14 protein-coding genes are annotated in these 13423 nt (G+C 70.2%); 8 read left to right on the plus strand and 6 right to left on the minus strand.

All coding sequences use genetic code 11. From position 1 onward, the window contains the following. The first annotated feature begins 294 nt into the window (after nucleotides 1–294). Nucleotides 295–1140, plus strand: coding sequence for a septation protein SepH (gene sepH, locus AB0M30_RS27570; protein WP_103336681.1), 846 nt, complete (start codon nucleotides 295–297; stop codon nucleotides 1138–1140). Between the two features lie 3 nt (nucleotides 1141–1143). Here the strand turns inward: sepH and AB0M30_RS27575 are convergent, their stop codons facing one another. After that, nucleotides 1144–1491 (minus strand): MmcQ/YjbR family DNA-binding protein, encoded by a 348-nt coding sequence (locus AB0M30_RS27575; RefSeq protein WP_364589085.1) that lies wholly within the window; start codon nucleotides 1489–1491, stop codon nucleotides 1144–1146. A gap of 135 nt (nucleotides 1492–1626) precedes the next feature. On the opposite strand from AB0M30_RS27575, the gene AB0M30_RS27580 reads away from it, so the two are divergent. Next, nucleotides 1627–2964 (plus strand): hypothetical protein, encoded by a 1338-nt coding sequence (locus AB0M30_RS27580; protein ID WP_364589088.1) that lies wholly within the window; start codon nucleotides 1627–1629, stop codon nucleotides 2962–2964. On the opposite strand, the gene AB0M30_RS27585 is transcribed toward AB0M30_RS27580, so the two are convergent. Further along, nucleotides 2961–3572, minus strand: coding sequence for a DUF2537 domain-containing protein (locus tag AB0M30_RS27585; protein WP_360163814.1), 612 nt, complete (start codon nucleotides 3570–3572; stop codon nucleotides 2961–2963). The genes AB0M30_RS27580 and AB0M30_RS27585 overlap by 4 nt on opposite strands. 31 nt (nucleotides 3573–3603) lie before the next feature. After that, nucleotides 3604–4410 carry an RNA methyltransferase gene (locus tag AB0M30_RS27590; RefSeq protein WP_364589091.1) on the minus strand — a complete coding sequence of 269 codons (807 nt, stop codon included), beginning with the start codon at nucleotides 4408–4410 and terminating at the stop codon, nucleotides 3604–3606. Between the two features lie 210 nt (nucleotides 4411–4620). Between AB0M30_RS27590 and AB0M30_RS27595 the strand changes: the two genes are divergently transcribed. From AB0M30_RS27595 to AB0M30_RS27615, 5 genes are all read left to right on the plus strand, one after another. Then, a complete protein-coding gene (locus AB0M30_RS27595; protein WP_199191134.1) occupies nucleotides 4621–6120 on the plus strand; it encodes a glutamate-cysteine ligase family protein in 1500 nt (499 codons plus the stop codon). A gap of 15 nt (nucleotides 6121–6135) precedes the next feature. After that, entirely contained in the window at nucleotides 6136–6732 is a 597-nt protein-coding gene (locus tag AB0M30_RS27600) for a TetR/AcrR family transcriptional regulator (RefSeq protein ID WP_103336675.1), read from the plus strand. Nucleotides 6733–6805: 73 nt separating this feature from the next. After that, nucleotides 6806–7465, plus strand: coding sequence for a biliverdin-producing heme oxygenase (locus AB0M30_RS27605; RefSeq protein ID WP_364589095.1), 660 nt, complete (start codon nucleotides 6806–6808; stop codon nucleotides 7463–7465). Nucleotides 7466–7662: 197 nt separating this feature from the next. Continuing rightward, a complete protein-coding gene (locus tag AB0M30_RS27610; protein ID WP_103336673.1) occupies nucleotides 7663–8286 on the plus strand; it encodes a superoxide dismutase in 624 nt (207 codons plus the stop codon). Nucleotides 8287–8391: 105 nt separating this feature from the next. Then, nucleotides 8392–9201 (plus strand): arylamine N-acetyltransferase, encoded by an 810-nt coding sequence (locus AB0M30_RS27615; RefSeq protein WP_364589311.1) that lies wholly within the window; start codon nucleotides 8392–8394, stop codon nucleotides 9199–9201. A gap of 238 nt (nucleotides 9202–9439) precedes the next feature. Here AB0M30_RS27615 and AB0M30_RS27620 read toward each other — a convergent pair whose 3' ends face one another. After that, nucleotides 9440–10696 carry an MFS transporter gene (locus tag AB0M30_RS27620; RefSeq protein ID WP_364589098.1) on the minus strand — a complete coding sequence of 419 codons (1257 nt, stop codon included), beginning with the start codon at nucleotides 10694–10696 and terminating at the stop codon, nucleotides 9440–9442. A 113-nt stretch (nucleotides 10697–10809) separates the two neighbouring features. Next, nucleotides 10810–11241 (minus strand): MarR family transcriptional regulator, encoded by a 432-nt coding sequence (locus AB0M30_RS27625; RefSeq protein ID WP_364589101.1) that lies wholly within the window; start codon nucleotides 11239–11241, stop codon nucleotides 10810–10812. A gap of 107 nt (nucleotides 11242–11348) precedes the next feature. Here AB0M30_RS27625 and AB0M30_RS27630 point away from each other — a divergent pair, with 107 nt between their 5' ends. After that, on the plus strand, nucleotides 11349–11888 hold the full coding sequence (locus AB0M30_RS27630; RefSeq protein ID WP_364589104.1) for a hypothetical protein: 540 nt from the start codon (nucleotides 11349–11351) through the stop codon (nucleotides 11886–11888). Here AB0M30_RS27630 and AB0M30_RS27635 read toward each other — a convergent pair whose 3' ends face one another. Beyond that, on the minus strand, nucleotides 11889–13358 hold the full coding sequence (locus tag AB0M30_RS27635; protein WP_364589314.1) for an NCS2 family permease: 1470 nt from the start codon (nucleotides 13356–13358) through the stop codon (nucleotides 11889–11891). Nucleotides 13359–13423 lie beyond the last annotated feature (65 nt).

The raw sequence follows: 13423 nt of genomic DNA on the forward strand, positions 1-13423 counted from the left end.
CGGTGTGCCCTTTTTTGATTTGTGGGGCTCTTGGTGGTACAATAATCTAACCACCGCGACGTTCCGGCGCCCCACCCCAACTCGCCTCGGCCGCCTTCTTGATCCACTCGATCGTGACTTTGCGTGCCCGGCGTGTCACCCCTTTGCCGCTGACCTGCCTGAGTAAGGATGCGAAGGACGCAAAATGAACAGTGGGCAGTTCGGTGCGGACTCGGCGCGCCTCGCACGTCAAGCCGACGCGCCGTTCTAACGTGGGCACCCACAACGGTGAAGAAGATCGGGGAGGCGAGAACAATGCGGGCGCTGCGAGTGGTCGGACTGCACGAGGACGGGAAGTCCATCGTGCTCGAAGACCCGGCGAGCCGTACTCGTTTCCTGCTCCCGGCTGATGAGCGACTGCGCGCGGCGGCGCGGGGTGACATCACCCGCCTCGGCCAGATCGAAATCGAGTTGGAGAGCCAGATGCGGCCACGCGAGATCCAGCAGCGCATCCGGGCCGGCGAGTCCGTCGAGCAGGTCGCCGCGGGCGCCGGTGTCTCGGCGCAGCGCGTCGAGCGCTACGCCTACCCGGTCCTGCTCGAGCGGTCCCGGACCGCCGAGCTGGCGCAGAGCGCCCACCCCGTCCGCGAGGACGGCCCCGACGTGCAGACGCTCGGCGAGGTCGTCGCGCACAGCTTCGGCGTCCGCGGCCACGACTATTCGCAGGCCACCTGGGATTCCTGGAAGGGCGACGACGGCCGCTGGGTCGTCGTGCTGCGCTGGAAGGCCGGGCGGTCGGACAACCGGGCGCACTGGGCGTTCTCGCCGGGCGCGCACGGCGGCACGGTGACGGCGCTGGACGAGAACGCCGAGGTCCTCCTGGACCCGAACGCCTACCGCGCCCCCCGCACGGTCCGCGCCTTGGCGCCGGCCCGCGAGACGGAGTTCCAGCCGACGCTGGATTCGGTGGCGCCGGAACGCGCCGAGCTGCCGTCGGCCGAGCCGGACCCGGACGACGACACCCGCGAAATCCCGCGTGTCCCGGCGGACCCGGACGAGGACGCGGCGGTGCCGGAACCGCGGCCCAAGGCGAAGAAGAACCACCCGATCGTGCCGTCCTGGGAGGACGTGCTGCTCGGGGTCCGCTCGCAGCGCGGCTGAGCCTCAAACCCGCGCGGCGAGCGTCTTCGGCGCCACGAGCCGGTAGGCCTCGCGCACGATCCGGTCGATCTCCGGCCAGTCGACGTCGACGTCCAAGCGCACGCCCAGCCACCCGCGGTGCCCGACGTACGGCGGCCGGAAGAACCTCTCCGGCTCCGTACGCACCAGTTCCTCCTGCACCCCGGGCGGCGCCGGGCACCAGAACGCGAGCAGGTCGTCGTGGTGGTGGTCGGCGAACATCACGAACGTCTTCTTGCCGCGCACGAACCACGTCGGCTCTCCGTGACTGATCCGCTCGGTGGTCTCCGGCAAGGCCAGGCACAACTTCCGCAAAGCGTCCAGCTGCTCCATCCCGTCAGGCTACGATGTCACGCTGAGGGAGGGACTGATCATGCAGCGTGACCAGCAGGCCTGGCTCGTCCGCTTCGGCGAGCTGCGCTACCGCGCGTTCAGCGGCGCCCCGGCAGTCGAAGTGGCGCCCGCGCAGTGGGGCCTCGATCCGACGACCATCCGGCAGGCCGCGCACTCGCGCCGCTACCGCGAACCGCTCCCGGCCACGCCGAGGCCCTGCGGTTCGAGTTCGCGCCCGGGCTCTTCCCGCCGCCGTTCGACCGCGGGCCGGGCACGGACGCCGACCGGCGGCGGCTCGCGAAGCTGCTCGGCGCGCAGGAGCAGTTCTGGGCGAGCTCGCGCCGGCTGCGGCTCGGCCGCGACGACATCGGCAAAGCCGCGGCGGCGGCCGGGCTGGCCGTGGTCGCCGAAGCCGCCGACCCGACCGACCGGCTCCTGCTGCTGCGTCGGATCGGCCTGCCCGACGAAGAACTGCGGCCGCGCACGGCCGGACGCCGGCTCGACCTGAGCACGGTCCAAAACCTCGCCGGGGTCCTCGGCATCGCCGTGGTGACGGCGGGCACCTGGGTCGCGGCCACGTCCGAGCAGAAGTGGCCGATCCTGCTGATCCCGGTCTACCTGATCGCCGCGGTGGCGGCGCAGTTCCTGATCCGCGCGGTCGCCGGCCGGTCACCACGCATGCCGTGGCTGGACGAGCCGTTCGACGGCAGTGCGCAGGTGATCGTGCTGCCGCCGCCGTCGGTGTCCGCCGAACTGCTCGGCGAAGTCGCTTCGCTCTACGGCTACTTCTCCGCCGGCCCGTGCGAGTCGACCCGCAACCACCTCGACCTGTTGTTCCGGAAGACCCGCCCCGGCCTGGTTTTCGGCACCCCGGCCCCGCGGGTCACGCCGTCCTACGAAGTCCCGGCCGGATCGCCGGACCGGGAACAGTGGCTGCGCAACCACCTCGACGGCCGCGACGAGCTGTGGGTGAGCGTCCGGCACGCGCGGCTGGCCCCGGCCCGGATCGCCGAAATCGCCGGTGCCGAGGGGCTGCTGCCCGCCGCGGAATTCGCCGACAGCACCGATCGGATCGTGTTGCTGCGGCGCGGATCGCCGGTCCCCAGGCCGAAATTCCGGATGTCGTTCACCGGCTTCCTCGCCCCCGCGGGGTGGGCCGCGCTCTGCTTCGTCGGCGGCCTCTTGACGGCGGCGCTGACCGGCGACGACCGCATAGCCGTGATCGGCTTCGCCCTGACCGTGCTGGGGGTACCGCCCCTGCTGTGGGTGCTCCGGGCGTTCCCGCGCTCCGTCCGCGTCGGCTGGCTGGCGGGTGAGTTCGACGGCAGCACCAGCGTGACGTTCTTCTCGAGCCAGTTCGGCGTCTCCCCCGAACTGATCCGCCAGATCGCCGCGTTCCACGGCTACTTCTTCCGCAGCCAGACGGCGACCAGTGCCCAGGGCACGCTCGTGACCTACGCCAGGCTGCGCTAGAAGGCGATCACCAGCACGCCGATCCACGCGATCACGACACCGCCCGCCGCACCGTAGGCGGCCCAGCGCAGGATCGGGGTGCGGCGGATCAGCCACAGCGACGGGGTGATCCCGGCCGTCACGATCACCGACGCCGCCAAGGCGAGCCAGCCGCTGGTTTCGCGGGCCAGCGTCGAGGCCAGCGCCAGCATGGCGACGACGACCACGGCCGCGATGAACGCCGACACGGTCAGCCCGGTCAGCCACGGCGTCGGCTCGCCGGGCGGGCCGGGCGGCCCGAGCACCGCCCGGACGAACCGGTGACCGGGTTCGGTGGACGGCGGGGGCGGCTCGACGACGGTGTCGGCCCCGGTCACCGGATCCACGAACCGCACGGCCGTGCCCATCACCGAGGCCAGCCGGCCGGCCAGCTGGCGGCCGCGCTGCGAGACCACCGCGCCCGCCTCCGCCCCCGGGTCGGCGGTGACCGCGGACGCCACGCGCGCCCACTCGTGCAGCGCCTGCGCCAGTTCGGCACCGATCGCGAGCTTGTGCGGGTCCACCTCGCGCGCGTGCTCCCCGCCCGGGCCGGCCAGCACGGCGCGCTCGCCGCGGATCCGCAGCTCCATGGTGCCCCTTTCCGCCTCGGAGACCAAAACTCTAGCCGTCCCGGGCCAGTTCGTAGAAGGCAATGGCGGCGGCCGTGGCGATGTTCAGTGAATCGACTCCCGCCGGCATGGGTATCCGGACGGCATGATCAGCCGCCGCGAGCGCCGTCTCGGTCAGCCCGGGACCTTCGGCGCCGAAGAGCAACGCCACTCGCCCGGGCGCGTGCTCACGCAGTTCGCGCAGCGGAATCGAACCCGGCCGCGGGGTGAACGCCGCGACGGCGAACCCGCGTGCCCGGAGGTCGTCGAGCCCGCCCGGCCAGTCCGTGAGGTGCCCGAACGGCACGCGCAGGACGTGCCCCATCGACACGCGCACGCTGCGCCGGTACAGCGGGTCGGAACAGCCGGGCCCGAGCAGTACGCCGCCGACGCCGAGCGCGGCCGCGTTGCGGAAGAGCGCGCCGAGGTTTTCGTGGTCCCCCACCCCTTCCAGCACGGCGATCGGGCCGGTGCCGCCGGTGACTTCGGGCACCATCAGCGGCGCGGGCCGGTCGGCGACGGCGAGGATCCCGCGGTTGAGGTGGAAACCGACCACCTCGGCCATGGTTTCCGCGGAGGCGACGTACTGGGGCACGTCGCGCCCGGCCAGGTCCCCGGCCAGTTCGGTGAACCGCCGCCGCACGCCCAGCAGCGCGCGCACCGGGTAGCGGGACGCCAGCAGCCGGGACACCACGACGGCGCCTTCGGCGATGACGAGCCCCCGCCCGCCGGGCCGGTCGGGCCGACGGTCCGCAGTGGACAGGTCGCGGAAATCGTCGACGCGGGGATCGCCGGAGTGGTCGATGTGGATCACGCCCATCCGCCCAGTCTGTCATCCGCTTGCCGGTGGGCTCACTGGTCCGAACGTCCGCCCTGATGTGGTACGAACGGGGCCATTTTGCTTTCGGTTAACCGTCAGTGACGGAGAGCACCAGTTTGGCCGCTAGCCCGGCTGCATCGCCTGTGTAACGGTTGTCCGCCGGGGCCTGAAACACGTCCTAGTCCACGCCGACACGAAGCAGGGATGGTCATGGGGATGGACCTCGAGGCTCAGCCGTTCAACACGCTGGACCGAGGACGGTACCGCCGCAAGGTCCAGCGTTGCCTGGACACGCTGGCCCGCATGCTCACCGACGGCAGTTTTTCGTTCCCCCGCAAGAACATCGGCCTCGAAGTCGAGCTGAACCTCGTCGATCGCGAGCTGCGCCCGTCGATGACGAACACCGCGGTGCTGGAGGCGCTCGACGACCCGTCGTTCACCACCGAGCTGGGTCAGCACAACATCGAGCTGAACGTCCCGCCGCGGCCGCTGGCCGGCGATTCCGCGCTCCAGCTCGAAGACGACCTCCGCGCGTACCTCGACACCGCGGCGACGAAGGCGCGGGACACCGGCTCGGCGCTGGCGATGATCGGCATCCTGCCGACGTTGAAGCACGAGCACTTCGACCAGAAGTGGCTCACCAACAAGACCCGGTACTCCTCGCTGAACGACCAGATCTTCGCCGCCCGCGGCGAACGCACGGTGCTCGCCATGGAAGGCGTGCCGCTGCCGGGCCAGCAGCCCGAACGCCTGCGCAGCTACGCGGAGTCGATCCTGCCGGAGGCCGCGTGCACCAGCGTCCAGCTGCACCTGCAGGTCGCGCCCGAGGAGTTCGCCGCGCACTGGAACGCGGCGCAGTGCCTGGCCGGGCTGCAGATCGCGCTCGCGTCGAATTCGCCGTTCCTGCTGGGCAAGGCGCTGTGGCACGAGACGCGGATCCCGCTGTTCCTGCAGGCGACCGACACCCGGCCGGAGGAGCTGAAGAACCAGGGCGTGCGGCCGCGGGTGTGGTTCGGCGAGCGCTGGATCACGTCCATCTTCGACCTGTTCGAGGAGAACGTCCGCTACTTCCCCGGCCTGCTCCCGGAAACCGACGCCGAAGACCCGATCGAGGCGCTCGACGCGGGCCAGGCGCCGAAGCTCACCGAGCTGCGCATGCACAACGGCACCATCTGGCGCTGGAACCGCCCGGTGTACGACGTCGTCGACGGCCTGCCGCACCTGCGCGTGGAGAACCGGGTGCTGCCGGCCGGCCCGACGGTGGTCGACACGGTGGCGAACGCGGCCTTCTTCTACGGCGCCCAGCGCGCGCTGGCCGAGGCGGAACGCCCGGTGTGGAGCCAGATGTCGTTCCAGGCCGCCGAGGAAAACTTCTACGCGGGCGCGCGGCGCGGCTTCGACGGGCAGCTGTACTGGCCGGGCATCGGCTGGATCCCGCCGGACGAGCTGGCGCTGCGCGTGCTGCTGCCGCTGGCCCACGAGGGCCTGCGCCGCTCCGACGTCTCCGACGAAGCCCGCGAGCGCTACCTCGGGATCATCGAGCGCCGGTGCCTGGCGCGGCGGACCGGCGCGACCTGGCAGCGTGACTACGTCCTGCGCGCCCAGGAACGCGGCCTGGACCGCGAGGCGGCGCTCAGCCTGATGCTGGGGCGCTACCTGGAGCTGTCCGAGGCGGGCGAACCGGTGCACACGTGGCCGGTGGCCGATTGACGCTAGCCTGAGCGGATGCCGAAGATTCTCGGTGAGTCGCTGGAGGCGCACCGGCGCGAGGTGCGGTCCCGGGTCTTCGACGTCCTGCGCGCGCAGCTCTACGAACGCGGCTTCGACGCGATCACCCTCGCCGGCGTCGCGTCGGCGGCCGGGGTGGGCCGGACAGCGCTGTACAACCACTTCCCCGACAAGGAGAGCCTGCTCGTCGCCTTCGTCGAGGACGAAGCGGCCCAGTACGTCACGCGGCTGACCGAAGCCGTCGAGGCCCAGGCGGATCCGGTGGACCAGCTGGCCACGTTCGTCCGGCTGCAGCTGCGCGTGCTGGCCGAGTACCACATGCCCCCGGGCACGGCGCTGGCGTCGGCACTGGCCCCGGCGGCGTACCGCCGCATCAGCGCGCACGCCGACCCGATCACCGACCGCCTGCGCGCGATCCTCGCCGGCGGCGTCGACCTGGGCCGCTGGCCGGCCGAGGACCCGGACGTCCTGATCCCGATGATCACCGCGGCGCTGGGCAACCGGACCCTGGTCGACGGGCCGGCCGACCAGCTGGCGGACGTCGTCGAGGCGGCGGTCCGGTTCGTCCTCCGCGCGGTCGGCGCGACGGTTTAGGGTGGCCTAAGTCCGATTCTTGCCCTACGATCTTTCTGACAGCGTGTCAGATCGATCGCCGGGAGGCCTGCCCATGTCGGTGACCACGGACGCCCGCCCGTTCTCGGCGACCTTGCGCGCGTCGACCCTCGAAGTCCACGACCGGGCGAACTACTCGGCGTACATGCGGGCCCTGCTCGGCGGGGAGCTGACTCGCGACGGCTACACCCAGCTGGCGATCCAGTACTACTTCATCTACGGCGCGATCGAGGCGGCGAGCGACGCGATGGCCGGCGACGGCGTCGGCGGCGAGTTCGTCTTCGACGAGCTGCGGCGTCTCCCGCTCCTCGAGCGCGACCTCGCCCACCTCGCCGGCCCGGACTGGCGCGCGACGATCTCGCCGCTCGCCTCCACTCGCGAGTACGTCGCCCGGATTCGCGAAGCTTCGACGTGGGCCGGCGGGTACGTGGCCCACCACTACACGCGCTACCTCGGCGACATCGCCGGCGGCCAGGTCATCCGGCGGACGCTCGAGAAGAACTACGACGTCGCCGAAGCGGGTGCGCTGTTCTACCACTTCGACGGCATCGGCAGCGCCCCCCGCTTCCGGGACCAGTACCGGGCGAAGCTGGACAACGCGCCTTGGGACGACGACGAGCGCGCCCGCGTGATCGAGGAGACGCTGGTGGCGTTCGAGTGCAACGTCGCCGTGTTCGACGAACTGGCGCTGCGGCTCGACGAGTTCCGCGCCTGAATGATCGATCTCACAGCTCGTTGACCTCCACTTAGGTGCAGGTAGCAGGCTCGGTTTCGGGTGTCGGACCCTCGGGTACGCCACTTGAAGAGCCGCCGTCCCACGCAGTGATGGCCATGCGCCCCCGCTCGCCGCGAGGGGGCGTGTGCTACTAGGTTCGATACCGGAAACTTGTGTCGAAGACAGAAGGAGGGCCAATGGCCCGCTACGAGCTCCCCGATCTCGACTACGACTACAGCGCCCTGGCGCCCCACATCTCCGGCGAGATCAACGAGCTGCACCACAGCAAGCACCACGCGACCTACGTCAAGGGCGCGAACGACACCCTGGACAAGATCGCGGAAGCCCGCGACGCCGGGGACTTCGGCAACATCGTCGGTCTGGAGACGACGCTGGCCTTCAACCTGGCCGGCCACGCCAACCACGTCGTGTGGTGGAAGATCCTGTCGCCCGAAGGCGGCGACAAGCCGACCGGCGAGCTGGCCGCGGCGATCGACGAGGCGTTCGGCTCCTTCGACAAGTTCAAGGCGCAGTTCACCGCCGTCTCGACCACGATCCAGGGCAACGGCTGGGGCGCGCTCTCCTGGGACCCGATCGGCAAGACGCTGATCACCCAGCAGCTGCGTGACCACCACAACAACCTGATCCTGCCGACCGTGCCGATCCTGCTGGTCGACGTCTGGGAGCACGCGTTCTACCTGGACTACAAGAACGTGAAGCCGGACTACGTCAAGGCCCTGTGGAACATCTTCAACTGGGCCGAGATCAGCAAGCGCTTCGACAACGCCGTCGCGGGCGGCAACGGCCTGCTGCTCGGCTGAGTTCTTCTCGTCGGCGGGGCCCTCCCTTGCGGGGAGGGCCCCGTTTTCGTCGCCAGGTGAAAATCCCTTGACCTCGAGCGCGGTCGAGGTGTTTCAGTGGACGCCATGGACATCGACGCGTACCTGGACCGCCTCGGCGTCGCGCGCCCGGCCGCGCCCGACCTCGCGACGCTGCGCCACCTGCAGGAACGCCACCTGTCCGCGGTGCCGTTCGAGAACCTGAGCAGCCACCTCGGGGAGCCCGTCGAGCTGGACGAGGACGCCCTGTTCGCCAAGATCGTGCACCGCCGCCGGGGCGGGTTCTGCTACGAGCTGAACGGCCTGTTCATCGCCCTGCTGCGCGCGCTGGGGTACGACGCTTCACTGCACGCGGCGCAGGTCTTCCACGCCGACGGCACGCTCGGCCCGCCCCTGGACCACGCGGCGATCGTCGTTTCCCTGGCCGAAGACTGGCTGGTGGACGTCGGTTTCGGCCGGTTCGCGCGGCACCCGCTTCGGCTGTCCGCCGTGGACGGCCAACCGGACCCCGAGGGCGATTTCCTGGTGCTGGACGCACCGCACGGCGACCTCGACGTCCTGCTGGACGGCAAGCCGCAGTACCGCCTGGAGCGCCGCCCGCGCCCGCTGGCCGACTTCATCCCGATGGCGTGGTGGCAGACGACCTCACCCGAGTCCCACTTCACCCGCTCGCTGACGTGCTCCCGACCGACGTCGCAGGGCCGGGTGACCCTGTCGGGCGACAAGCTGATCGAGACGGTCGACGGCGTCCGGAACGAGCTTCGCCTGCCCTCTTCGAAGGCGATCCGCGCGGCGTACCGCGTGTACTTCGGGATGACTTTGACGCACCTGCCGGTCCCGCCGGGCGGGAGTCCCTTGACCGACGGCGTGCGCCAGCCGGACACTGCGCTGATGTGAACGAAGCCCCGGCCTGGGGTTTTCCCAGGGCCGGGGCTCCGTCCGTTCCCGAACTGACTGCCGCTCCCACCACGAAGCGGACAAGCATGAGGTTAGCCTAACCTCATCTCCGCGGGCAAGAGTGCGGCAACAGAGACTCCGATCTCACTCTTCCGGGTGACATCGAGGCGCCTGACCCCCGGTTTTTGTCGGTGGTCGCCGATACGGTCACGCCGTGAATTCGAACCGATACGTCCCGTCAGACCTTCGCCCGCTTGAGCACCCGCAGCCCCAGGCCGCGCTTCACCGGCCAGGAAATCCCGCCCCGCCGGATCAGCACCACCGCGCACACGACCGCGGCCACGGCCGACACCGCACCGCCGATGTAGAACGGAGACCGCCCGCCGAACTCCTGGGCCATCCACCCGACCATCGGGCCGCCGATCGGGTTGCCGCCGATCAGCACCAGCACGTACAAGCCCATCACGCGTCCCCGCATCTCCGGGCTGACCGACGTCTGCACCAGCGCGTTCGCGGTGTTGAGGAAGGTCATCGTGGCGAAGCCGAGCGGGATCAGGCCGAGGCCGAACGTCAGGTACGTCGGCATGAACGCGGTGAGCAGCTCGAACACGCCCAAGAAAAACGCGGACACCAGCATCAGCCGCACCCGCGGGCGCCCCTTGGTGCCCCGGCGGGCGGACATCAGCGCGCCGGTGAAGGTGCCGACCGCGACCAGCGTCGAGAGGAGGCCGTAGCCGTCGGCCGCGGTGTGGAAGACGTTCGCCGCGACGATCGGCAGCGAGCTGAAGTACGTGATGCCGAACGTGCTGACGAACAGCACCAGCACCATCACCGTCATCAGGTCCGACCGGCGGCGGACGTACCGCAGGCCCTCGGCCAGCTGGCCCTTCTCGCGCGGGACGGCCGCGACACGGAACAGCTTGTCCGGGTTCATCAGGATCAGCCCGGTGATCACCGCGACCGTGCTGAGCGCGTTCGCGATGAACAGCCAGCCGGTGCCGATCCAGGTGATCGCGAACCCGGCGATCGCCGGGCCGACGATCCGCGCCATGTTGAAGATCGACGAGTTCAGCGCGACGGCGTTCGTGACCTGGTCACGGCCCACCATCTCGGCGACGAACGACTGCCGCGTCGGCACTTCCAGCGCCGCCGTCACGCCGAGGGTGAAGCACAGGACGTAGACGTGCCACAGCGCGGCGATCCCGCTCAGGTCGAGCACGCCGAGGATGACGGCCTGCGAACACGCCGCGACCTGGATCCAGGTGAGCAGCCGCCGCTTGTCGACGCGGTCGGCGAGGACGCCGGCCCACAGCGAGAGGAAGAGCGTCGGCGTGAACTGCAGCGCGACCGCGACACCGAGGGCGATCGGGTTGTTGCCGCTGAGGGTGAACACCAGCCAGTCCTGGGCGATGCGCTGCATCCAGGTGCCGATGTTCGAGATGACCTGGCCGGTGAAGAACAGCCGGTAGTTGCGGACGCGCAGGGAGGCGAACATGCTGCCGCGCTGGGGTCCGGACGGTGGTGACGCGGACGGCGGTGCGGCCGATTCCCGGGTAGCAGTGGTCTCGATCGAACTCTTGGTTTCGCTACCCGTGACCGTCACCGTGGTTAGTTCCCCGCCATCCTGTCTATGATTTCGGCGGCCTTGGAGAGCACTTCGAGCTCTTCGTCGCCGAGTTCCGCCAATTGCCGGTCCAGCCACGCCTCCCGCACGGAAATGGCCTTCCGAACGTAGGCCAGCCCGCTCTCGGACAGCTCGACGATGGCTTGCCTGCCATCGGTCGGGTGGGGGCGCCGCTCGACGAACCGCAGTTCCTCGAGCGCGGCGATCACCCTCGTCATCGAAGGTGGCTGGACGCCTTCCTTCGCGGCGAGCTGACCCGGGGTCAGCGCACCGCACTTGTGCAGGGTGGACAGCGCGGCGACCTGCGTCAGCGTGAGGTCGTCCCCGACGCGCTGTGCCCGCAGCCGGCGGTTGAGCCGGACCACCGCGAGACGCAGACGGCTCGCCAAAGAGCGTTCGTGCGTGTCGCCGGACATATAGTTAGCATACCTTACGAAACTTCGGCCGCAGGGGTGATCTCCGTCTAACCGCAACCTGGAACAGGTCCGTGCGTCTTCACCAGGAGCAGAACCTGGGGAGTCGGATGAACAAGAAGCTGGTGGGCTCGGCCGTGGTCGGCGCGGCGGTCCTGGCGATCGTGGTGGTCCAGTTCGTGGGCGGTGGCGAAGAAGCGCCCGCCGCCGCACCGCCGCCGCCCGCGCCGGCAATCACCAAAGGCACGTTGGAGACCTATCGGCTCGCGGATGCGACCGGTCCGGGCTCGGCCATCGAGATCCCGGTGCCGTCGTCTTGGGCCGTGAGCCGCGACAAAGAGCGCGCGAGCTTCCGGCAGGGCGAACTCCTCCTCGAGACCGACCGGGTGCCGATCACGCAGGAGGATCCCGTGAGCGGATTGCGCGCGCTGGCCGGCTCCCAGGGCACGGTTGCCGAGCACACCCCGATCGCCGACCGGGACGCCGCGGAATGGGACTTCACCTACGACCGCGGTGGCGTGTCGCGGCGCGTGACCGTGGTCGGCCTCGGCGCCGGTGACGCCCTGGTGACGGTGCGGTTCGAGGCCCCGGTCGCCGAATTCGAGCGCAACCGGGGCGTCCTCGACGAAGCCCTGAAGATCAGGGGCTGATCAGCGGAACGCCGCCTGCAGCGGCCCGACCGCGAAGTAGGCGACGAACGCCAGCGCGATCACCCACATCAGCGGGTGCACCTGGCGAGCCTTGCCGGTCGCGGCGCGGATCACGACGTAGCTGACGAACCCGGCGCCGATGCCGTTCGCGATCGAGTAGGTGAACGGCATCACGACGATGGTCAGGAACGCGGGCAGCGCGATCGAGTAGTCGGTGAAGTCGATGTCGCGGACCTGCGCCATCAGCATCGCGCCGACCACGACCAGCGCCGGCGCGGCCGCCTCGACCGGCACCACCTGGTAGAGCGGGGTCAGGAACATCGCGGCGATGAAGAGCACGCCGGTGACGACGTTCGCCAGTCCCGTCCGCGCGCCTTCGGCGATGCCGGCCGCCGACTCGACGAACACGGTGTTCGAGCTGGCCGAGCCGAACCCGCCGGCCGCGCCCGCGAGGCCCTCGACGAACAACGCCTTGCCGACGTTGGGGAGCTGGCCGTCCGCCGGGAGCAGGTCGGCCTCCTTCGCGAGGCCGGTCATGGTGCCCATGGCGTCGAAGAAGTCGGCCAGGACCAGCGTGAACACGAGCAGGCAGACGGTGATGATCGGCAGCCGCGTCCAGGCGCCGAACGAGACGTCGCCGACGAGCGAGAGATTCGGCAGGCCGAGCACCTGGTCCGGCAGCGCCGGGTAGCCGAGGTTCCAGCCCTTCGGGTTGGTGCCCTGCGACGGCCCGGCCTTGACGATCGCCTCGACGACGATGGCCAGCACGGTCGAGGTCAGCACGCCGATCAGGATCGCGCCCTTGACCTTCCGGACGACCAGGACGCCGGTGACCAGCAGGCCGACGACGAACACCGCGGTCGGCCAGGAGGCGATCGAGCCGTTGATGCCCAGGCCGACCGGGACGGTGGTGTGCGCGGCGTCCGGCAGCCGGCGCACGAAACCGGCGTCGACCAGGCCGATCAGGCAGATGAACACGCCGATGCCGACGGCGATCGCGGACTTCAGCGCGGCCGGCACCGCCCGGAACACCGCGGTGCGGAACCCGGTGAGCACCAGCAGGACGATGATCACGCCCTCGATGACGACCAGGCCCATCGCCTCGGGCCAGGTCATCTGCGGGGCGATGGTGACCGCGACCAGGCTGTTGATGCCCAGGCCGGTCGCGATGGCGAACGGGTAGTTCGCGACCAGGCCCATGAGGATCGTCATCACACCGGCGACCAGCGCGGTCACCGCGGCGACCTGCGGCACCGGGAGGATGCCGCCGAGGACGTCCTTGTGCGCGCCCGCGTCACCGGCCGAGAAGCTGCCGATGATCAACGGGTTCAGCACCACGATGTAGGCCATCGTCACGAAGGTGACCAGGCCGCCGCGCAACTCGCGCGGCACGGTCGACCCCCGCTCGGTGATCTTGAAGAACCGGTCCAGTGTGGACGTCCCGGTGCGGGTCGTCTCCTGCTCCGCCATTCGCCTGCCCATTCTCTCGCTGCTGCGGAGTACCCTTCACCACGTGAGTGAACCGATCAATCCAC

The sequence above is a fragment of the Amycolatopsis sp. NPDC051716 genome (genome assembly GCF_040681595.1).
Classification (GTDB): domain Bacteria; phylum Actinomycetota; class Actinomycetes; order Mycobacteriales; family Pseudonocardiaceae; genus Amycolatopsis.

What these genes read in the sequence shown, in the direction of transcription:
- AB0M30_RS27585 (WP_360163814.1), bottom strand. Translation starts at nt 3,572, where the DNA reads ATGGAGCTGCGGATCCGCGGCGAGCGCGCCGTGCTGGCCGGCCCGGGC.
- AB0M30_RS27595 (WP_199191134.1), top strand. Translation starts at nt 4,621, where the DNA reads ATGGGGATGGACCTCGAGGCTCAGCCGTTCAACACGCTGGACCGAGGA.
- AB0M30_RS27615 (WP_364589311.1), top strand. Translation starts at nt 8,392, where the DNA reads ATGGACATCGACGCGTACCTGGACCGCCTCGGCGTCGCGCGCCCGGCC.
- AB0M30_RS27625 (WP_364589101.1), bottom strand. Translation starts at nt 11,241, where the DNA reads ATGTCCGGCGACACGCACGAACGCTCTTTGGCGAGCCGTCTGCGTCTC.
- AB0M30_RS27575 (WP_364589085.1), bottom strand. Translation starts at nt 1,491, where the DNA reads ATGGAGCAGCTGGACGCTTTGCGGAAGTTGTGCCTGGCCTTGCCGGAG.
- AB0M30_RS27630 (WP_364589104.1), top strand. Translation starts at nt 11,349, where the DNA reads ATGAACAAGAAGCTGGTGGGCTCGGCCGTGGTCGGCGCGGCGGTCCTG.
- AB0M30_RS27610 (WP_103336673.1), top strand. Translation starts at nt 7,663, where the DNA reads ATGGCCCGCTACGAGCTCCCCGATCTCGACTACGACTACAGCGCCCTG.
- AB0M30_RS27620 (WP_364589098.1), bottom strand. Translation starts at nt 10,696, where the DNA reads ATGTTCGCCTCCCTGCGCGTCCGCAACTACCGGCTGTTCTTCACCGGC.
- sepH (WP_103336681.1), top strand. Translation starts at nt 295, where the DNA reads ATGCGGGCGCTGCGAGTGGTCGGACTGCACGAGGACGGGAAGTCCATC.
- AB0M30_RS27635 (WP_364589314.1), bottom strand. Translation starts at nt 13,358, where the DNA reads ATGGCGGAGCAGGAGACGACCCGCACCGGGACGTCCACACTGGACCGG.
- AB0M30_RS27605 (WP_364589095.1), top strand. Translation starts at nt 6,806, where the DNA reads ATGTCGGTGACCACGGACGCCCGCCCGTTCTCGGCGACCTTGCGCGCG.
- AB0M30_RS27590 (WP_364589091.1), bottom strand. Translation starts at nt 4,410, where the DNA reads ATGGGCGTGATCCACATCGACCACTCCGGCGATCCCCGCGTCGACGAT.
- AB0M30_RS27600 (WP_103336675.1), top strand. Translation starts at nt 6,136, where the DNA reads ATGCCGAAGATTCTCGGTGAGTCGCTGGAGGCGCACCGGCGCGAGGTG.